The organism is Petrocella atlantisensis (assembly GCF_900538275.1).
In the GTDB taxonomy this organism is placed as follows: domain Bacteria; phylum Bacillota; class Clostridia; order Lachnospirales; family Vallitaleaceae; genus Petrocella; species Petrocella atlantisensis.
In genome coordinates, this window is record NZ_LR130778.1 from 701,775 (window position 1) to 721,684 (window position 19,910).

Below are 19,910 nucleotides of genomic sequence, written 5' to 3' on the forward strand. Positions count from 1 at the left end.
TATGTTTCATTATACACTTTCTTATTCTTTTCGTATAGAAAATACAGGGAATTAAATACCATTGTCTGTCTTCATAAATTCTATAAATGTATTACATGCAATTGAAATACCACGCTTTTTATCAAAAAGCAATCCGATGCTTCTCTGTGGAATCATGGGTACTACTGGCCACTCATATATTTTTTTATCGCTAATTTCTTCAGTTACAAAATTCCCAATAACCGAAGCCACGCCTAGTCCGATTTTTGCAAACTCTACTAAAAACTCCATACTACTGATTTCAATATCAACATTTAGTGCGACATGATGTTGTTCAAGAAAACGTTCCAAATGATCTCTCGTAGCGTTATTACGCTCCAATAGCAGCATAGGGTAATGTTCCAATTCTTTAAGAGGGATAACAGCTTTTGGTGGACGCTGTCTTGACACAAATATATCTTGGATCTTCATCAGTTCAATAAACTCAAAGGGTTGATCTGCTTTTAGATCACTGATAATAGCACAGTCTAAAAAACCTTCCTCTAAAAGCTTCATTGTTTCTAAACTGGTTCTATTCACAATCTCAATTTTAAGCTTAGGGTATACTTGATGAAACCTATTCAAAAAAGGCATAAAGTAATACTTACATAAAGTGTTACTGATACCTATTCTAATAGCCCCAAAAGACCTATCTCTAAGCTGATGTAAAAGTTTTTCTCCTTCGTGTATTTGGCGGAAGGCCGTGGCTACATGATCATATAGAAGCTGCCCCTCTGTCGTCAAGGTAACGCCTTTAGCATGTCTTACAAATAATAAGACGCCTAAATCCGCCTCTAAGTTCCGTATAGATTTACTAATAGCCGGTTGAGATACAAATAAAGCCTTTGCCGCCTTAGAAATACTTTCATATTCTGCAACCTGATAAAACACATAATACAATTCCGCCGTCATTATAGCACCTCCATAACTTATGGTTATGTAACCTATCAATAATAGTTATTTTATTTATATCTACTAAAAGTATACAATGGATAGTATAAAATGTAAACGTCTTGTATTTAAAGGCATTACAATGGATGAAAGGATGATTACTATGTCAGGCAAAACTATTTATGAAAAGATTTGGGCCAACCACCTTGTGGATCAAGAAACTGGCAAACCAGGAATATTATACATCGATCTTCACTTATTACATGAGGTGACTTCGCCTCAAGCTTTTGAAGGTTTAAGACTTTCCAACCGTCAGGTCCGAAGACCTAACCTATCATTTGCAACCATGGACCACAATGTTCCCACAAAAGATCGATATAACATTACAGATCCAATATCAAAAGTACAAATCGAGACCTTGGAAAAAAATTGCGCCGAATTTGGCGTAACCTTATATGGACTCGACAGCCCTGATCAAGGCATCGTTCATGTTATTGGACCCGAACTGGGCTTAACCCATCCGGGAAAAACCATCGTTTGTGGCGACAGTCATACGGCTACCCACGGTGCTTTCGGTGCCTTAGCTTTTGGTATTGGTACTAGTGAAGTGGAACATGTCTTATCCACCCAGTGTTTACAACAATCCAAATCCAAAACCATGAATGTCAAAGTACTTGGTCGTCTTGGATATGGCGTAACAGCAAAAGATGTTATTCTTGGCATTATCAGCCAATATGGTACAGATTTTGGAACCGGTCATGTTGTTGAATTCACAGGTGAGGCCATCCGACAAATGACTATGGAAGAACGTATGACCATCTGCAATATGGCCATAGAAGCAGGTGCAAGAGCAGGCCTCATCTCCCCTGATGATACCACTTTCAATTATTTAAAAGGACGTCAACATGCACCTAAAGGTGACGCTTTTGAAGATGCTGTTGTTACTTGGCGCGCTTTGGCTTCAGATGATGATGCGGTATACGATGCGACTTTGGAATTTGATTTGAATGTTTTGGAACCCCAAGTCACTTGGGGTACTAGCCCTTCAATGGGTGCCAGTATTAGTGATGTGGTTCCATCTCCTAGTGATTTTGAGTCTGCAGATGATCAAAAATCTTGTGAAAATGCCCTTGAGTATATGGGCCTTACCTCCGGCACACCAATGTCGGATATTAAAATCGATTACGCTTTCATCGGTTCCTGTACAAACGGGCGTATAGAAGACCTTCGTGCAGCTGCTAAAGTAGCCAAAGGTCGCAAAGTAGCTGAGGGTGTTACGGCACTTGTGGTTCCCGGCTCACAAAAAGTCAAGCTTGCTGCTGAGGCCGAAGGGCTTGACAAGATTTTTATAGAAGCCGGTTTTGAATGGCGTGAATCCGGATGTAGTATGTGCTTGGCCATGAACCCGGATTACTTGCAACCAAAAGAACGTTGTGCTTCAACATCTAACCGTAACTTTGAAGGCCGACAAGGCAGAGGTGGTCGAACCCATTTGGTATCCCCTGCTATGGCCACCGCTGCAGCTATTTATGGCCACTTTGTTGATGTCAGAAAAATCGAAGCATTAGAAGCTTAAGGAGGTATCATCATGGAACCCTATAAAAAAATTAATGGCATTGTTATGCCAATCGATCGAACCAATATAGACACGGATGCCATCATCCCTAAACAATTCCTAAAACGCATTGAGCGCAGCGGTTTTGGCCAGTATGTTTTTTATGAGTTTAGATACGATGAGAAAAATCAACCGATTGAAGATTCCATCTTTAATATGCCAAGATATGAAGGCGCTTCTGTTTTAATTTCCAGAGCCAATTTTGGTTGCGGTTCTTCCAGAGAGCATGCACCGTGGGCCCTTGAAGACTACGGTTTTAAAGTCATTATCGCTCCGAGTTATGCGGATATCTTTCATAATAATTGTTTTAACAATGGTATTCTTCCAATAGAACTAGATAACAGCATGATGGATGTTCTATTTGAAAAAACCTATGCAAAAGAAGGCTATAAGTTGGAAGTGGATCTTGAAGCACAAACCATCAAAGACAATGACGGGTTAGAAATCAAGTTTGATATAAACCCTTTCCACAAACATAAGTTGTTAAATGGCCTTGATGATATCGGACTCACTTTACTAAAAGAAGATAAGATTCTAAAGTATGAGAAGGAACATCATCTGGTATAAATTTCAATTATCTTATTTTAATATAAGAGCTGGCTCAAAAACTGAGTCAGCTCTTTTTGATATGTGATTTAGATAAACTTAGTTCTGACACTTTAATTCTGATATAAAATTAGGATACAATAAATGTGTTATTAAAGTGGGTCCTATGAAAACCCTTCCACAAACTGTATGATTACGGTCTCCGATTGGTGCATCCATGCACCAAAAGTCGACGGTCAGCATCCATGCTGACTAACAAATTTCATAAGAAAGTTTTCATTATTAGCATCATTTCTTGAAGACTGACATGATGCTTGAGGTTACTTTCTTATGAGCCTCATCATACAGTCTGCTTCCAGGAACTTCATAGTCGATATTGGCTATTATATTATTACTGCTTAATTTAGAGTATCATTAAAGGCATATGAATTTAAGCCTATGAATTAAAGCCTAATGAAATGACGCACATGCGGAACCAAATGAGGAAAGAAAAAGCGCTGATCAATCACAGTTCTACATGGATGTAGAACGTCCTTCATTTTTACATGGATGCAAGAAAAGAAGCTTCGCTTCGCTATGAGCTCTGCTCATATTTCTGAACGGTTCGAAAGGAAAGGTCCTTGACGTATTCTGCCACGCTTCAAGGCTGAATACTAAAGTATGACTTTCCTTGAAAATTAAATAAGAAGGATGATTGATTAGCGCTTTTTCATGACGAAATGACGACTTATTACCGAGTAGATGTGATACACAGGTTTTCCGCTGACCGTACGAAGTGTTCTCTTCTACCAAGTAATCCATTTCTTATCATGATTAATCAGCATATTCACTTTCAAGTTATAGACCTCATCTATATTCTCTTCTGTTAGTATTTTAAGAGGTTCCCCTTGCTTAATAATTCGACCCTCTTTCATTAGAAAAATATGGTCGCAATGGTTCATGGTAATATTCAAATCATGTAAAACGGATATGACGATTTTGTTCTGATTTCTGCAGATTTCTTTCAATAAAGCTATAATTTCAAACTGATAATGAACATCTAGATGAGAAATAGGTTCATCTAGAAGAATGATATCCGTATCTTGAGCAATGGCTCTTGCTATGACCACTCTTTGAAGCTCACCACCACTCAACTCATTAACATGCCTGTTTCTTAGAGACATCAGATTTGTTTCAAAAAGGGTCTTTTCAACTTTGTCGTAATCTTCTTGGGTGATATTGGTCATCCTGTTTGTATAGGGATATCGACCCATCATGATGACTTCCTCTACTGTAAACGCATACTTCATGTTAAACATTTGAGGTACAAAACTGATTTTTTTTGCCAATGTCATTCTTGGCATCTTATGGATATCTTGCCCAAAAATATGAATACGGTTGTGTGGGCAATTGTTTAGACCGGCCATAAGCTTCAGCCAGGTGGATTTTCCCGAACCGTTTGGACCGGCAATACCATAAAATGTACCTTGGTAAAAATCACCCTCAACCTGGTGCAACACATCTTGCTTGTCATAGGCAAAGCTTAAGTTTTTAACTTGTAAGGGTACTTCATAACCCATTAGCCCACCAACTTTCGATGTTTGTACAGAAGCCATAGGAAGAAAGGCACACCGAACAAAGCTGTTATGATACCTACAGATAGTTCTTTATTGTTTAACGTTACTCTTGCAATGGTATCACAAATAATTAAGAATATACCGCCACTTATGGCCGCCATAGGCATCAGCCTTCTATGACTTGGACCGGTAATCAACCTTACACCATGAGGAATTATAAGACCCACGAAACCGATGATCCCACTGGAAGCAACGATCACGGCTGCAACCAAAGAGCTTACAATTAAAAGCCGTTTTTTAAGCTTATCAACCTCTACACCAACGGATTTTGCCTGTTCATCCCCCATCATAATCATATCCAATTCACCACTGTGCTTGTAGATATATAAAATACTTATGCCAACAACCAAACATACAAGAGACACCTTGTCCCATGAAGCATTCTTAAAACTACCTAAAGTCCAAAAATATACAGATTCAACTTGTTCTTGATTAAAAGTCATAATAAGTGTAATAAGGGCACTTAGAAAGTAGTTGACCGCCAAACCGGATAATAACAACACTGAAACCGGTAGCTCTCCTTTTATGACCGCTAATTTGTAAATTAGGAGCATTACCGTTATAGCACCTACAAATGCAAAAAGAGAAACCGTCGTAAAGGATAAAAAACGCATTTGTATCTCCATGATAGCAGCAAGGGTGGCACCAAATGCTGCGCCTGAAGAAACACCCAGTAAATACGGCTCTGCCATAGGGTTAGAAAACACACCTTGAAACACACACCCAGTCACTGAAAGGCCCATGCCAGCAAGAAGGGCCAGTATGATTCTAGGCAACCTAAGATTAAAGATAATGGTTTCATAACTGCCTATGGTTTCAAAATGCGATCCGACAATAGGCAATTTACTAAAAATGGTTCCTATAAAATCCCCAAGGGATATGTTTGCACTCCCCATAGTAGCTGTAATGGCTATGGTCAGAAACAGTAGAGCCATTGCAATTATGAAATTAATGTTTGTTAATGATTTTCTCATCGGATCCCCCACTTTACCATCCCTAGAATGCCTCCGGATGGAATATGCGTGCCATAACTTCAATAGCTTCCCCTATTCTTGGCCCCTGTCTTACAATCATATTCTCATCGACCTCATATAAACGATCTTCTTTAATCGCCTCCAGATCTTTGTAACCTTCAAGCGTTACAATGCTGGCTTTTGTATCCCAATATTTGGAACATAACATAATATAGGGATTTTTTTCAACAATTTTTTCTAGACTATACATCCAGTCCGACCCATCTTTGGCCACATTGTCCCCACCAGCTAACGTAATCATATCGTGAATAAAGGTTTCGCCTGTAGCTGTTGTATCTACCCCTTCAGCAGCATGAACAACATAGTAAACCGTAGGTGGTGTTAAGCCATCTACGGCCACTTTGACCGCCTCAATCTGTTCCCCAACTTTTTCTTCTAATACCTTGGCTTCATCGCTTCTGTTAATAATCTGTCCCACGATTTGAAAATATTCATAGGTACCTTCAAGTGTACTATCTTTATCCAATATAACCACAGTAATGCCCTGATTCTTAAGGTTTGAAGCCAATTCCTCAGAGGCCATGGATGAAAGAAAGAGTACATCCGGATTCGCTTCTACAATACTTTCTATATTTAAGTCAAATAGTGTTCCGAAATCTTGAATTTCTTCAGTTTCTATAGGATAATCACAATATGTTGAGCGACCAATCATAAGATCACCGGCATTTAATGCAAATATTATTTCTGTAATCTCAGGTGACAAAGACATCAACGTATCCGGTGCCGCTTCAATAACCACAGAATCACCATACTTATCCATAATGGTCATTGGGTATTGCTCTAAAGCACCCTCATTTGATATTGGTGCTGTCTTATTTTCCTCTATTGACACATCCTCTTGGGCACAAGCCGCTAATAATAACATAAGTGCTATCATAATGAATATACTTCTTGATATTTTGCTTATCATAATTTTCTCCATTTTCTATGTTTGATTTATAATCTATACACTACTATAACAACAGACCGATTTGCCTGATTGGCTGCTTGGTTTGCATGGTCAAAAACATCTCATCCCTACTGTACATACAAATCAACATACATGTAGCAGGGCCGGCTGAAGCCTCTAGATCAATGTCCATACCTGATTTCAACATGCAACCTAATCCATTGGTCTTTGCTAAAGTCTCAACTTCGTATCTAATGCCTTTAGAACCAACCGGCAACATATGACCGATTTGTGGATATTTACTGATTTTTTTTACCCACTCTAAGGTGATGATTTCCCCGTATTGACCTTCTATTTCTTCTTCAAGAAGCTGCTGACCCATCTTAGGTAGTCCTACCAAATAAACCTGTTGTCCACGCTGAGGTAACTTGTCGCGTATGGCCTTTTTTTCAACATCACCAATGACTGTTACACCAATACCCGTCATACTGGTTTGAATGTTATCTTCCGTAGAACCCGTCAAACACGATTCATCCACACCACTTTCAGCTAGAGCTTTTTTGATACCGCCTATGATGGCTATACCGGATGGATTCATCTCAACGGACAAGGTATTCACCACACTCATAGGGGTACCACGGATACTCAGTAATTCGATTAATGGTACTGCAGCGGCATAATATCCGGCGACTTCGTTGCTAACACGAATGAGATCATTCGGTTTTTCTCCAATACCCCCTGACACATCACAAGCGATGGCTATAAAATTTTTGTCGTCTTTATCTATAAGTTGGATGTCTCTATAATTCATCATTTAATTCAACCTCAAGCTTTTATTTGTATTTTTTCTTTGATGATGCCATATACCATGTCCGCTACCACGATATTGATTGTTGCACCTATCAATAAAGGTAAAAGTAGGGTCGTGAACATGACCATCCCTGAAAAAGGCATACCAAGTACCTTAGCAAATATGGATATAAAGCCGAGTGAAACCGGCCCATTTATAATTATGCCCAAAGCTATCGCCAAATATCTATTATAATCTTGACGTACCTTACCATAAATAAAACAGCTCACAAACATCATCACTGCAATAAGCAAATGAAGGGGTAAAGTCAATGGGAAACCTGTAAACATCGCTACCAGTAAATGAGCAATGGACCCTACTATACCACCAAGCGCCGGGCCAATCATGACTGCTGTTAAAAAAGCCGGTAGGGCATCAAAGGCAATACTACCATAAATCGGGAACTGAGCCAGTACGGCTGCCATAGCAATCATAAGTCCTGTTGTTACCAAATCCTTCGTTCTTATTTTCATAAATATCCTCCTTTTTATGGGTTCAATATATTTTTAATGATGGATGGTTGACCTTCTCCAGTATGAATTTCAATAATCGAACAGTTACCTATTTCTAAATGCCAGGAAAACCCGGATGTGTTGTCAAGCAATAATTCTAACGCGGTGCGAATGAAGCCCCCATGGCTTACAACCAGACAATCCACCTCAGATTGCTTGTAATGATTCACAAAACCTTCCACACGCTTCTTGAAAACATCAAAGCTCTCACCTTCCGGAAATAAAGTTGTCTCAAAACTTTCAGCAAATTCCTTATGAAGGTCCGGATGTTTAATCTTCGCTTCATCCTCTGTCAAGCCTTCGAATATACCAAAATTCATTTCTTCCAATGCTTCATGTACCGTCAGTTCCTTATTTGTTTTTAAAGCAATCGCACTTGCTAATTCATAGGCCCGCCTAAGAGGGCTGGTCATGATTTTATCAAACCTAAACCGTTCAATATTAACTAGAGCTTCCTCGAATTGTTGCTGCCCTCTTTTTGTATAAGGAAAATCTGTTTTCCCATATATTAGATTTTTCACATTTGCTGTTGTTTCAGGATGTCGTAAAAATATAAACCGCATCACTTAACCTCCAATCAACACAATAGATAATAACCAAAAAACTTGTGTACTTTCAATTACCGCTCCAATAACATCACCTGTAATCCCGCCCATCTGTTTGGTCGTCCATCGTAGCAATAAAACTGTTCCAAACAGTATCATAAAAACGTACTTTATAAGAATGGGTTGCCAAATGAATACAACCGCTGTCAATATCATTAACATACAAAGACCATGCCAGGGTCTACCATAGTCAATTAACCCTTTGCCCATGCCGTCCTTTTTCGCATAGGTGCCAAAACCAATCACCCATATTGCCATGACTCTGGCTACTACAGGGGCTAATAAAACAACTTGCCAACTTGAGTATTGTAACCCCGTATACATACCTATAAAGTATAAGCACAGGCCAATAACACCAAAGCTACCGATACGACTGTCACTCATAATCTCCAGTATTCTGTCTTTGGTTCTACCACTAAAAATACCATCTATATAGTCCGCCAAACCATCTAGATGAAGTCCCCCCACCATAGCTAGGTAAATAAGTATCATTACAAAAGCCTTCACTTGAGGCATCTGATCTTTCATGATCCACATAGCGCCCGCCATGACCATACCAATAAAGAGACCAATAATCGGCATAGCGTATAGACCTTTGACAAATGTCTTTTCATCATATTCCAACTTGATAGGAAAGGGTATTCTGGTAATGTAGGTTAACATCATAATAAAAGATTTCATCCTTGGACCTCACATCATCATTAACTTTGTTTTAGTGTCATCGGAAAGCCAGAAACAATAAAATAAACTTCGTCCGCTCTACTTGCTAGATATTGATTCATTCTGCCTGCAATATCTCTAAAAATACTGCCCAGTCGATACGGTGGTACGATTCCAAGACCCACCTCATTGGTCACAAGAACCAGATTCTGTCCGGTTACCGTCACCATATCCAATAAAGCGGCTAACTCTCTTTTCACCAGTATTTCAACCTTGTCCATAATTTCTTGACTGTCCTTGTCATAGTCAACCGGCTCATCTAACATGATGCTGGTAACGGCCGTGGTAACACAATCAAAAATCAATGTATCACAAGACAAAAAATCTTCATCTTTTTTTAATGCTTCAAACGCTTTATACCGCTCAAAAGTCGGCCATTCTTTTGGTCTAGAAGCTTTATGGTGCTCAATACGCTTTGCCATATCCTCATCGGTAACGACAGCCGTCGCCATATATCCAATCTTATAGCCTATTTCTAGAACTTTTTTCTCTGCGAAAGCGGATTTTCCACTTCGTGCCCCACCGGTCACCATAATAATCTTACCCATAAACTTCCTCCTCATAACGTATGAGCGCTTCAATGAGTTGGTCATTGTTAAGCGCACTTTTAAGACCAATTCGAATAAAATCATCGCCCATTCCCACAAAATCTTCACAAGTCCGAAGGGCCATTGGCGATTCTTGATGGCCTAACCATTTATTTAAAGTATAAGCAGATACATTTGATAATCTGCAGCATATAAAATTAGCATGACTTTTCATGGGTTTGACAAAGGATAAATCTATCAAAGCCTTTTCTATCTTACTTTTTTCTGCAGCATACCATTCTTGTGTTGCCTTAACCAGTGTCATATCCGCCATAAGCCCAGGCATAATCTCAAGTGTTAGACCGTTGACCGACCATGGAACTTGTTCTTCTTTCATAGCCATAATCACTGACTTGGTAGCCATCAAGTAACCACATCGCAATCCCGGAACACCATAGTATTTTGTCAAAGACATAAGTTCAATCAAATTCCAGCGTTTTTCATTGAAATAAGTTGATAATCCTTCAAATTGTCTAAAGGAAGCGTCTAAAAGCACAAAACCTTTGTGTGCCGCCTGTATTTTTATCATTTGTTCTATAAATGCTTCACTATATACAGCACCAGTCGGATTGTTCGGGTTACATAATATCACCATATCACCTTTTATTTTTTTAATCTGGTGTATTAATTTTTCTTCTATAATACCTTGTTGATCCGATAAGTCTATCGTTAATGAAAGGACATGACTACCAACCACTTCAAAGGCCCGTCTATACTCAGTAAAGGTCGGTTCAATGATGAGCACTGTTTGTGGCTTTAGGGCTCTAGCACATGTATAAAGGCAGTCACTGGCACCGTTACCTACGATAATATGATCGGCTGCCACATTTTCTACCTCAGCTATTTTCTTTACTAGGCTATTGCCCTGGATATCCGGATATCGACCAACCTCATCCACTGCCTTTTCCACATAAGGCATGAGTAGTTTTTGGGTGACACAAGGATTAATATTAATACTAAAATCTATGATACCTTTTGCACAACCACCATGTTTTAACATTTTGTCTCCTAACTTATTAACAACAACAATCCACTACTTAATAGAATGAGTAACCCTTCTGAAACATACATAATTTGGGTGGTCGTCTTGATGTCATGTACCTCTATTTCTCTGATTGAATCACCAATTATCGGTTTTTCAAGAACTTGAGAAAAATAGGTATGGGTCCCACCAAGACGAATACCTAGGAGTCCGGCAACCACGGATTCCGGATACCCGGCATTAGGACTTTTGTGTTTTCCGCAATCCCTTTTCCATATTCTTAGACCTTGTCCCACATCCAATTTAAGAATAAAACCGGATAATAGCATCAAGAGACTCCCAAGTCTTGCCGGAATCAAATTCACCAAATCATCCATTTTTGCTGAAACATAACCGATATGTGTATAAGGCTCTTGTATATATCCAACCATTGAATCTAATGTATTGATGGTTTTATATAAAAATACCATTTGTACCGGACAACCTAAGATTAAACCCAAGACCATATAAAAAATCGGGGCAATGACACCGTCAATGGTATTTTCAGCCGTAGTTTCTACAGTGCCTCTTATAATCCCTTCATGAGTTAATGCTTGTGTGTCTCGACCCACTAAGTAGGAAAGGGCTAGACGACTCTCCTCAATCGTACCATTTTCTAGTGCACTGGCCACCTTCATGACTTCTTTTTTCAAACAAGTAGCCGCAAGTGCTGATGTTAAAAAATATACAAGGACAATACTTTCAACAATCTTACCTCCTACAGCGGATAGGCCTATTATAAGTGTTAGGATGCTTAATGTTATTAAAACTGTTAAAAGAAAAAGAATAAAACCGCCAATCTTCGTTGCCAAACCATACTTTCTTAGCCGATACTCAAGCCATGAGATGAGCTTTCCAATATATGCAATAGGGTGGGGCCAATTGGGTGGGTCTCCAATCACATAGTCTAAAAATGTAACCGCTACTAAAATATATACTGGTTTCATGGGATACCTACAATCGCTTTAATTTGATCCATATCAAGGTGTTGTTTAACCAGATTAGCTAAATAATCATAGGCTTCATCTTTTAACTGAGCATAATTTCTAACTTCTTGTTGTTCTATGGCTTTCTTATTTCTTATTGTCGTCAGCAATTCATGTCTAAAACTATCCATATCAAAAAGGCCATGTAGATAAGTGCCACATACTGTACCTGTTTCGTTCATACAACCGTCCAAGTGGTCATTTAACCTTAGGAAAGGTCGCATATTTTCAGAGTAAGTTGATTCACCCATATGTATTTCATAGCCCTTTACTTTATGGTTTGTATCCTTTACACCTGTCGGACAATTTAGGATGACACCTTCTGATTGGACCGTTGTTTTATTTTTCATCATGGTTGTTGTCATCTCTAGTAGCCCAAGACCTTCTATATAGTCTCGATTGGTTTCCACATACAAAGGATCTTTGATCTCTTGCCCCAACATTTGATAGCCACCACAAATACCGATAATCATTTTGCCTTGACGATGGGCTTCTTTAATCCATTGATCCATACCTATACCTTTAATATAATCAAGGTCTTTTATGGTGCTTTTGCTGCCAGGTAAAATAATAATATCCGATTTCTCAAAATCATCTTGTGTAACGATGTATTGTACACCTACGTCCGGTTCCAACTCAAAAGGTGTAAAATCTGTAAAATTCGACAAATAGGGTAACCGTACGACGCCAATCTGTATTGGAGATGTATTTCGGCTTACAAATCGTTGTGTCACACTATCTTCGTCATCGACATCAATGCGCTCAAAAGGGATTACACCTAGACAAGGTATCGGCAAACGTTCATAAAACATTTCTATACCCGGTTCTAAAAGCTTTACATCGCCTCGGAACTTATTGATGATATAGCCTTTTATTCTTTTTTGCTCTGATGGTGACAACAGCATGTAGGTGCCATATATTGAAGCAAAAACACCGCCTTTGTCAATATCTCCAATTAAAATAACGGGCGTGTCAATTTCTTCTGCCAAGCCCATATTAACGATATCATTTTTCCTTAGGTTGATTTCAGCCGGACTACCGGCGCCTTCAATAACGATAATCTCATAAGCTTCATCCAGCATTTTATATGCTTTTCTCACCTCTGCCATTAGCGCTTCCTTATGAGTATAATAATCGGATGCAGACAAGTTCATATAGACTTCGCCACCTACAATGACTTGACTCCCCATGTCACTGGTTGGCTTTAGTAATATTGGATTCATACTTACATGTGGTTCTATTCTAGCCGCCTCTGCTTGAACCACTTGAGCTCTACCCATTTCTTTACCTTCTTTTGTAACATAAGCATTCAGAGCCATATTTTGTGATTTAAATGGGGCAACCCTATAACCTTCATCATTGAATATGCGACAAAGGGCTGCAGTAATTACACTTTTCCCCACTGTTGAACCGGTACCCTGAAACATGATATTCTTTGCCATCTTACTCCTTCCAATGAGCACTTTTAAAGAAAGGTAAAATAAAAGTCCCATTATTTCCACACGAAATTTGGAATCAACAAATCATAAAGCAAGTATCCTGACTTAGACATCAACCCTCTACACATCTTCCCGATTTTCATCAGTGATTCGCCTTTTATGGCCAGTGTTTCAGTAGTCATTACAGTAGCGGTGGCTGTGTCGGCTTTTACCGACTTCCATGCTCTATGATTTTATATATTCTTTTTCTTACTATACCTATGTCCTTGTGAAAAGTCAATCCAAAATTCTTATATCATCACTCGACCCTAGGTTTTTTCATAAATTTCTCTGGGTCTTGCATGAAGCCATACTTTTGATAAAGTCCATGAGCATCTCTTGTTGCCAAAATTCCCATTAGACCTTCTATATCTTTATTTGCTTCAATGCAATTCATAAGTTCTTTACCAAGTCCCTTACCCCGATGAGCTTCATCAATGACAATATCTGCAACCCAATACATCGTTGCATAATCTGTAACGACTCTACCAAACCCTACCATTTTATCCTCTAAATAAACGCCGTAGCATATGGAATGCGCCACACTTTTTTCTATAACTTGAATGGAACGATCTTTAGCCCAGTAGGTACCTTTTAGTAGTTCATGGATGATATTTAATTGAAGCTTTTTCTTATCGTCACTAATTATATATTCTCCAACAGATAGGTTCACAGTCTTACCTCCTTACGCATCTTCATCTATTTCACCATTTTCTATGGCCCTTACTTTTTCACTGTTTTTCATTTCATACAGTATAATCGAAAGCGTCAACCATATGCCCAGTGCTACAATTGAACCGTAAAAGCCTGCATTTTCTGTAACTTTATAAGTGTAAAAGTACTGATCATGAGATATACCGTTAAACGTCAGATGCAAAGTGCCAAAAACTTTTTGTTGATTAATAACAGATTTTGCTCGAATTGCAATGGCACTTAGGTAGGTTATATTTAGAAAAATATAATTAGAACCTATTATAATCAGATTCACAATTGCCAAATTTCTGATAATAGCAATACCTACATAAGCCTTATGCAAAAATGCCACAGAGCAGGCAATAAGACTTGTTAACATTAATACAGCCATAGCCAACATAATATACATATGCATCACAGACCTACCTGATATAGAGATATCTCCATCAGATTTTTTAATCATTTTATGTTCATCTATAGCAGATCTACTATAATTAAACAAGTCGTATCCTGAAAAATCTATATAGGATTCTTCCCCTACATTCTGAATATATTTCTGAGTATTTGAATTGTTAACAAAACCATAATCCATGGTGGTGCCCGATAGAGTAAACCAATCCGTAAATAAGGCTATTATGAACAGAATAATCGATACAAAGATCATATACCGAATGCCTTGAATCATTTTACCTTCTGTTTTTGCTTTCTTATCTTTTCTAAAGCGACGCTTCTTTCTCAAGTCCTTATCATCAATTTCTATATCTTCAGAAGCGCCCATAATATCTTCTTCTATAAGACTGTTAATAATTAAATCCACATCCTCCATATTAGGCTTTCTATGCCCACACACATGGCAAACAGTCTCATTGTCTTTTAGTTCTGCTTTACACTGAGAACATAACACACCATCACCTACCCCTCTACTAATAGCCATTAGCACAAGATTAATTATAACATAAAATAGTGTATAAAAAACAGTAAGTATTCATTTCACTATCCCTTCAAGCGGTCAGATGAAATATACTTACTGCTAAATTAAGTTCTGGAAGGGTTTTCATGGGACTCATTTACTTGAACCCTTATCTATACCGACCATGAAGTTCCTGGAATAGTGTGTGTGACTTAAGCAAGACAGCAGGAGCTGTCTGCCGACTTTTGGTGCAGGACGCACCAATTGGAGGCCGTAGTCATACATACTGTGGAAGGGTTTTCATGGGACTCACTGCATAAAGCCATTCTTTTATCTGGTCTCCAACATCTGACTAACCTCATATTGCCTACTACTTATATCTTTTTGCATCGCCAAAGCTTCATCGATATCAAAATCAACATAAGTATTGTTTTTAAAGCCAACCACACGGTTGCTTTCACCTTTACATAACAAGTCAACAGCATAAGCCCCCATCATTGATGCATGCATACGATCTACTGCAGTTGGGCTTCCACCTCTTTGTAAATGACCCAGAATCGTCGCTCTGGTTTCAATACCTGTAGCTGCTTCAATTCTTTTAGCCAACTCATCTGAACCACCAACACCCTCTGACATAATAATCAGATTGTGACGTTTACCTTTTTTACGGTTCATCAATATTTTTTCAATTAATTCTTCCTCTTTTATGTTCTGAACTTCAGGTAAAAATACATATTCCGCACCATTGACAATACCACACCACAAAGCGATATAGCCGGCATCACGACCCATAACTTCTACAACAGAACATCTCTCATGAGACGTCGAAGTATCTCTAAGTCGGTCAATCGCTTCCATTGCCGTATTAACAGCTGTATCAAAGCCAATGGTATAGTCTGTGCAATCAATATCAAGATCAATGGTACCAGGAATTCCTATCGTATTAATACCTAGATTTGCCAGTTTCCCTGCACCTTTGAAAGAACCGTCACCACCAATAACAACCAAACCATCGATGCCAAAAACTTTACACATATCGGCACCTCTTTGTTGTACTTCCGGTTGTAAAAATTCAATACAACGTGCTGTATATAGCATGGTACCACCTCTTTGGATGGTATCTGAAACACTTCTTGCATCCATCTCAAATATATCGCCATTAATGAGTCCTTGATAACCTTTTCTAATACCCATAACTCTTTTTCCACGTGCTAATGCTGTTCGGACAACGGCTCTAATTGCTGCGTTCATGCCCGGCGCATCACCACCACTTGTTAACACACCAATGGTTTTAATTTCTTTTGACATCATATTTCCTCCATATTTTCATTGAGCGCACACACTCAACCATGCCTCACAAAGTTTCTCATTTTCTCACGCTATATTGTATACCACATTCTTTAGAATTTCAATAGACTTTTCACAACTTTGACATTATCCTTATCCATCAAGGTTTCTAGTTTTTCAATCAAGCTCGGCCTTATGGTAACTTGGTACTTGCCGCCAAAATCATTTTTTCGTTTGGTGTCTTTAAGATAGGCAACAACTGGAGATTGACCCTGCTCAGCTTTTAGTAATGGGGTAATTTGTTTAATCACGGATTGATAATGGTCTAAGTCGTCAAACTGGATATAAAGAACTTCTCTTAAAACATCTTCAAGGCGTCTAATGGTTTGGCAGATAATCTTACCATCTTGATCTTCTTGAGTCGAGACTCTACCCTTTACAATAACCACCTCATCTTCATTTAAATAATGTCGATTGGCTTCATAGTCATTCGGAAATACGACGACTTCAACCGTACCAAATAAGTCTTCTACGCTTAAAAATGCCATTGTCTGATTGTTTCTCGTTGTCTTTACCACTTTATTACTGATGATGCCGCCATACTTAACCAATGTTCCATCGGTCACTTTAAAAGTTCCATCCACCAAAGGTTGGAAATCCAAACTCTTATTGGTCAGCACTCTATTTAGCACCTCTGCATAATCTTCAAGTGGGTGTCCTGATAAATAAATGCCCATGACTTCTTTTTCATAGGTTAAAAGCTGTTCTTTTGAGAATTCGCCCACCACTTCAAAACGATCGGCTTTATTTTCTTGCAACTCTTCTGTAAGATCAAATAGATTGATCTGACCGTTAATTGTCGCCTTTTTTTCATGGTTGATGGCTTCAAGTACAAACTTATAGTTATGAATATATTGTTTTCTGGTACCGCCAAGAGATGTAAAAGCACCGGCATAGATCAGGTTTTCCATCATACGTTTGTTAAGATCTTTTGCATCCATACGGGTACAAAAATCCGTCAAAGATACAAAAGGTCCACCTGCTTCTCTCTCAGCAACCATATGGTCAATCACGCCTCTTCCAACATTCTTAACAGCCGCTAAACCATATCGAATCTTACCTTTAGAAACTGAAAAATTATAATAGCCTTCATTGATGTCCGGTGGCAGCACTTCTATTCCCATTGCTTTTAGACTATAAATATATTCAGCCACTTTACCCCCACCAAACATAACGGAAGTTAATAAAGCTGCCATAAATTCAACAGGATAGTAGGCTTTGAGCCATGCGGTTTGATAGGCGATGATAGCATAAGCTGCTGCATGTGATTTGTTAAAGGCGTATTTTGCAAAATCCGTCATTTTGTCAAATATTCTGTTAGCTGCAGCTGCATCTATACCATTGTTCACACAACCTAGAACGCCTTCTTCTTTGTTACCGTATATAAAATTCGCCCGTTCTTTTAACATTACATCTTCTTTTTTCTTAGACATCGCTCGGCGTACCAAGTCACTACGTCCTAGGGTATAGCCAGCCAGATCTCTAACAATCTGCATCACCTGTTCTTGATAAACGATAACACCATAGGTCGGCTTAAGAATCGGTTCAAGCTGAGGACAATCATAGGTAATATCCTTTGCATGCCGACTTCCTTGAATGTAAGCCGGTATAAATTCCATTGGTCCCGGTCTATACAGAGATATACCTGCAATAATATCTTCAAGACTTTGTGGCTTTAAGTCCTTCATGAAATTCTTCATGCCGTCACTTTCAAGTTGAAAAACCCCTTCGGTCTTTGCCGTCCCAATCAACTCAAAAACCTTAGGATCATTATCATCAATGCGGTTCATATCCAATTGAATACCTTGCGATTTTTTTACGTTTAATATGGCATCTTGAATAACCGTTAATGTACGAAGACCTAGAAAATCCATTTTTAATAATCCCAATCGTTCTAGGGTATTCATGGTAAATTGGGTCGTAACCGCATCATCATTGGTGTTTAGTGGTACATATTCATTGACAGCACGATCACAAATGACCACACCGGCCGCATGGGTCGAACTATGTCTGGTTAAACCTTCTAGACGTTTTGACATATCAATCAAATACTTAACTTGCTCATCCTCATCATAAAGACTTTGAAGTTCTCTGTTCATCTTCAGTGCCTTGTCAATGGTGATTTTCAGTTCTTGGGGAATCATTTTGGCAACCTTATCCACTTCATTATAAGGCATATCAAGCGCCCGACCTACATCTCGAATGGCCGCTCTTGCAGCCATTGTACCGAAGGTAATGATCTGAGCAACCTTGTCTTCACCATATTTTTCGACAACATAATCAATCACTTCTTGCCTGCGTTCATAACAAAAATCAATATCAATATCCGGCATACTGATCCGTTCCGGATTGAGAAAACGTTCAAAAAGAAGGTTATATTTTAATGGATCAATGTCTGTAATTTTCAAACAATAAGAAACCAAGCTACCAGCTGCAGAACCACGGCCCGGGCCAACCATAATATGATGGTCCCGTGCAAACTTGATAAAATCCCAAGTAATGAGAAAATAATCAATAAAACCCATCTCTTCAATGACCTTTAGTTCATAATTCAGCCTTTCCTCATGGGCTTCTGTCACATTTTCGTACCGCTCCCTTAGACCCTCATAACAAATATCCTTCATATAAACACGTTTATCTATGCTTTCATCCAATTCATATTTGGGTAATTTGTATTTTCCAAACTCAAAGTCGACCTGACATCGCCTTGCAATCTCCACTGTGTTCTTAAGGGCCTCGGGTACATGCGAAAAAAGAGCAGACATTTCCTGAGGAGATTTTAAGAAAAATTGCCCACCAGCATAACGCATACGGTCTTCATCTGTTACCTTTTTATTGGTTTGAATACACAACAGAATATCGTGGGCTTCTACATCTTCCTTATATGTATAGTGCACATCATTGGTTGCAACAAGTGGTATAGACAGTTCTTTACTCATCTCAATCAATGCTTTATTGACAAGATGCTGTTCCTCATACCCATGATCTTGTAACTCAAGAAAAAAGTTGCCTTGTCCAAAGATCTCATTGTAAGTCATAGCAACTTCTTTTGCCTGTGTCAGGTCACCTCTTAGAATCTCGTTGGGCACATGACCGCCTAGACAGGCACTAAGTCCAATAATGCCTTTACTATAACTTCTTAGGAGATCCAAATCAATTCTCGGCTTATAATAAAAACCTTCTGTAAAGCCATCTGACACTAACCGCATTAGGTTCTGATAACCTTCTTGGTTTTCAGCCAATAATACCAAATGATAGTAGGTATTATCAATGCCTGTTTCTTTATCTGTTCGCTTTCGATTCGCCACATAGACTTCACATCCAATAATTGGTTTGATGCCTTGTTTTATAGCCTCATCATAAAAGTCAACAACACCATACATGACACCATGGTCTGTTATAGCTATGCTCTTCATACCTAAATCTTTAACCTGTCCTATGAGTTCATCAATCTTACTCGAGCCATCTAGGAGGCTGTATTGGGTATGAACATGTAAGTGGGCAAACTCTATTGTAGAATCTTTTGTCATCCTGTTAACCTCGATTCATTCAAGTGTTCTCTATCTGTAACCATACCATTATATTCAGATTC

The 19,910-nt window shown here is 38.7% G+C and carries 18 protein-coding genes and 1 riboswitch; of the genes, 2 read left to right on the plus strand and 16 right to left on the minus strand.

Going from position 1 to position 19,910, the window contains the following annotated elements:
* Positions 1–51: 51 nt before the first annotated feature.
* Positions 52–930 (minus strand): LysR family transcriptional regulator, encoded by an 879-nt coding sequence (locus PATL70BA_RS03290; RefSeq protein ID WP_243115957.1) that lies wholly within the window; start codon positions 928–930, stop codon positions 52–54.
* A 76-nt stretch (positions 931–1,006) separates the two neighbouring features.
* Here PATL70BA_RS03290 and leuC point away from each other — a divergent pair, with 76 nt between their 5' ends.
* Both leuC and leuD read left to right on the plus strand, forming a co-directional pair.
* Positions 1,007–2,485: a 3-isopropylmalate dehydratase large subunit gene (gene leuC, locus PATL70BA_RS03295; protein ID WP_330510201.1), complete on the plus strand. Its 1,479-nt coding sequence runs from the start codon at positions 1,007–1,009 to the stop codon at positions 2,483–2,485.
* A 12-nt stretch (positions 2,486–2,497) separates the two neighbouring features.
* On the plus strand, positions 2,498–3,091 hold the full coding sequence (leuD, locus tag PATL70BA_RS03300) for a 3-isopropylmalate dehydratase small subunit (RefSeq protein ID WP_125136045.1): 594 nt from the start codon (positions 2,498–2,500) through the stop codon (positions 3,089–3,091).
* Between the two features lie 764 nt (positions 3,092–3,855).
* Here leuD and PATL70BA_RS03305 read toward each other — a convergent pair.
* The 15 genes from PATL70BA_RS03305 to PATL70BA_RS03375 form a co-directional block, all read right to left on the minus strand.
* Entirely contained in the window at positions 3,856–4,665 is an 810-nt protein-coding gene (locus tag PATL70BA_RS03305) for an ABC transporter ATP-binding protein (RefSeq protein ID WP_125136046.1), read from the minus strand.
* Positions 4,629–5,660, minus strand: a complete 1,032-nt coding sequence (locus PATL70BA_RS03310; RefSeq protein WP_125136047.1) for a FecCD family ABC transporter permease — start codon at positions 5,658–5,660, stop codon at positions 4,629–4,631. Before PATL70BA_RS03310 ends, PATL70BA_RS03305 begins: the two co-directional genes overlap by 37 nt.
* A gap of 22 nt (positions 5,661–5,682) precedes the next feature.
* The gene (locus tag PATL70BA_RS03315) at positions 5,683–6,630 is read right to left on the minus strand and encodes an ABC transporter substrate-binding protein (protein WP_172596079.1); all 948 of its coding nucleotides are present in this window, start codon (positions 6,628–6,630) and stop codon (positions 5,683–5,685) included.
* 43 nt (positions 6,631–6,673) lie between these two features.
* Positions 6,674–7,423 (minus strand): hypothetical protein, encoded by a 750-nt coding sequence (locus tag PATL70BA_RS03320; protein WP_125136049.1) that lies wholly within the window; start codon positions 7,421–7,423, stop codon positions 6,674–6,676.
* An 11-nt stretch (positions 7,424–7,434) separates the two neighbouring features.
* Entirely contained in the window at positions 7,435–7,932 is a 498-nt protein-coding gene (locus tag PATL70BA_RS03325; RefSeq protein ID WP_125136050.1) for an ECF transporter S component, read from the minus strand.
* Between the two features lie 14 nt (positions 7,933–7,946).
* On the minus strand, positions 7,947–8,534 hold the full coding sequence (locus PATL70BA_RS03330) for a histidine phosphatase family protein (RefSeq protein ID WP_125136051.1): 588 nt from the start codon (positions 8,532–8,534) through the stop codon (positions 7,947–7,949).
* Positions 8,535–8,537: 3 nt separating this feature from the next.
* A complete protein-coding gene (gene cobS / locus PATL70BA_RS03335; protein WP_125136052.1) occupies positions 8,538–9,257 on the minus strand; it encodes an adenosylcobinamide-GDP ribazoletransferase in 720 nt (239 codons plus the stop codon).
* Positions 9,258–9,277: 20 nt separating this feature from the next.
* On the minus strand, positions 9,278–9,844 hold the full coding sequence (gene cobU, locus PATL70BA_RS03340) for a bifunctional adenosylcobinamide kinase/adenosylcobinamide-phosphate guanylyltransferase (RefSeq protein WP_125136053.1): 567 nt from the start codon (positions 9,842–9,844) through the stop codon (positions 9,278–9,280).
* Positions 9,837–10,883 (minus strand): aminotransferase class I/II-fold pyridoxal phosphate-dependent enzyme, encoded by a 1,047-nt coding sequence (locus PATL70BA_RS03345; RefSeq protein WP_125136054.1) that lies wholly within the window; start codon positions 10,881–10,883, stop codon positions 9,837–9,839. The genes cobU and PATL70BA_RS03345 overlap by 8 nt, the downstream gene beginning before the upstream one ends.
* Positions 10,884–10,891: 8 nt before the next feature.
* Complete coding sequence (gene cbiB / locus PATL70BA_RS03350; RefSeq protein WP_125136055.1) at positions 10,892–11,851, minus strand: adenosylcobinamide-phosphate synthase CbiB; 960 nt, start codon at positions 11,849–11,851, stop codon at positions 10,892–10,894.
* Entirely contained in the window at positions 11,848–13,332 is a 1,485-nt protein-coding gene (locus PATL70BA_RS03355; RefSeq protein ID WP_125136056.1) for a cobyric acid synthase, read from the minus strand. Before PATL70BA_RS03355 ends, cbiB begins: the two co-directional genes overlap by 4 nt.
* 70 nt (positions 13,333–13,402) lie before the next feature.
* A riboswitch (cobalamin riboswitch) is annotated at positions 13,403–13,606 on the minus strand.
* Positions 13,607–13,627: 21 nt separating this feature from the next.
* Positions 13,628–14,041, minus strand: coding sequence for a GNAT family N-acetyltransferase (locus PATL70BA_RS03360; protein ID WP_125136057.1), 414 nt, complete (start codon positions 14,039–14,041; stop codon positions 13,628–13,630).
* A gap of 12 nt (positions 14,042–14,053) precedes the next feature.
* Positions 14,054–14,995 (minus strand): hypothetical protein, encoded by a 942-nt coding sequence (locus PATL70BA_RS03365; RefSeq protein ID WP_125136058.1) that lies wholly within the window; start codon positions 14,993–14,995, stop codon positions 14,054–14,056.
* A gap of 306 nt (positions 14,996–15,301) precedes the next feature.
* Positions 15,302–16,279: a 6-phosphofructokinase gene (gene pfkA / locus PATL70BA_RS03370; RefSeq protein ID WP_125138391.1), complete on the minus strand. Its 978-nt coding sequence runs from the start codon at positions 16,277–16,279 to the stop codon at positions 15,302–15,304.
* A 92-nt stretch (positions 16,280–16,371) separates the two neighbouring features.
* Positions 16,372–19,830: a DNA polymerase III subunit alpha gene (locus PATL70BA_RS03375; RefSeq protein ID WP_125138392.1), complete on the minus strand. Its 3,459-nt coding sequence runs from the start codon at positions 19,828–19,830 to the stop codon at positions 16,372–16,374.
* Positions 19,831–19,910 lie beyond the last annotated feature (80 nt).

Bases quoted from the DNA above. Each gene is read 5' to 3' on its own strand.
- PATL70BA_RS03320 (WP_125136049.1), bottom strand. From the start codon at position 7,423: ATGATGAATTATAGAGACATCCAACTTATAGATAAAGACGACAAAAAT.
- leuC (WP_330510201.1), top strand. From the start codon at position 1,007: ATGGATAGTATAAAATGTAAACGTCTTGTATTTAAAGGCATTACAATG.
- PATL70BA_RS03325 (WP_125136050.1), bottom strand. From the start codon at position 7,932: ATGAAAATAAGAACGAAGGATTTGGTAACAACAGGACTTATGATTGCT.
- PATL70BA_RS03310 (WP_125136047.1), bottom strand. From the start codon at position 5,660: ATGAGAAAATCATTAACAAACATTAATTTCATAATTGCAATGGCTCTA.
- PATL70BA_RS03315 (WP_172596079.1), bottom strand. From the start codon at position 6,630: ATGATAAGCAAAATATCAAGAAGTATATTCATTATGATAGCACTTATG.
- cobU (WP_125136053.1), bottom strand. From the start codon at position 9,844: ATGGGTAAGATTATTATGGTGACCGGTGGGGCACGAAGTGGAAAATCC.
- PATL70BA_RS03365 (WP_125136058.1), bottom strand. From the start codon at position 14,995: ATGGCTATTAGTAGAGGGGTAGGTGATGGTGTGTTATGTTCTCAGTGT.
- PATL70BA_RS03330 (WP_125136051.1), bottom strand. From the start codon at position 8,534: ATGCGGTTTATATTTTTACGACATCCTGAAACAACAGCAAATGTGAAA.
- pfkA (WP_125138391.1), bottom strand. From the start codon at position 16,279: ATGTCAAAAGAAATTAAAACCATTGGTGTGTTAACAAGTGGTGGTGAT.
- PATL70BA_RS03345 (WP_125136054.1), bottom strand. From the start codon at position 10,883: ATGTTAAAACATGGTGGTTGTGCAAAAGGTATCATAGATTTTAGTATT.
- PATL70BA_RS03305 (WP_125136046.1), bottom strand. From the start codon at position 4,665: ATGGCTTCTGTACAAACATCGAAAGTTGGTGGGCTAATGGGTTATGAA.
- PATL70BA_RS03355 (WP_125136056.1), bottom strand. From the start codon at position 13,332: ATGGCAAAGAATATCATGTTTCAGGGTACCGGTTCAACAGTGGGGAAA.
- cobS (WP_125136052.1), bottom strand. From the start codon at position 9,257: ATGAAATCTTTTATTATGATGTTAACCTACATTACCAGAATACCCTTT.
- cbiB (WP_125136055.1), bottom strand. From the start codon at position 11,851: ATGAAACCAGTATATATTTTAGTAGCGGTTACATTTTTAGACTATGTG.
- PATL70BA_RS03290 (WP_243115957.1), bottom strand. From the start codon at position 930: ATGACGGCGGAATTGTATTATGTGTTTTATCAGGTTGCAGAATATGAA.
- leuD (WP_125136045.1), top strand. From the start codon at position 2,498: ATGGAACCCTATAAAAAAATTAATGGCATTGTTATGCCAATCGATCGA.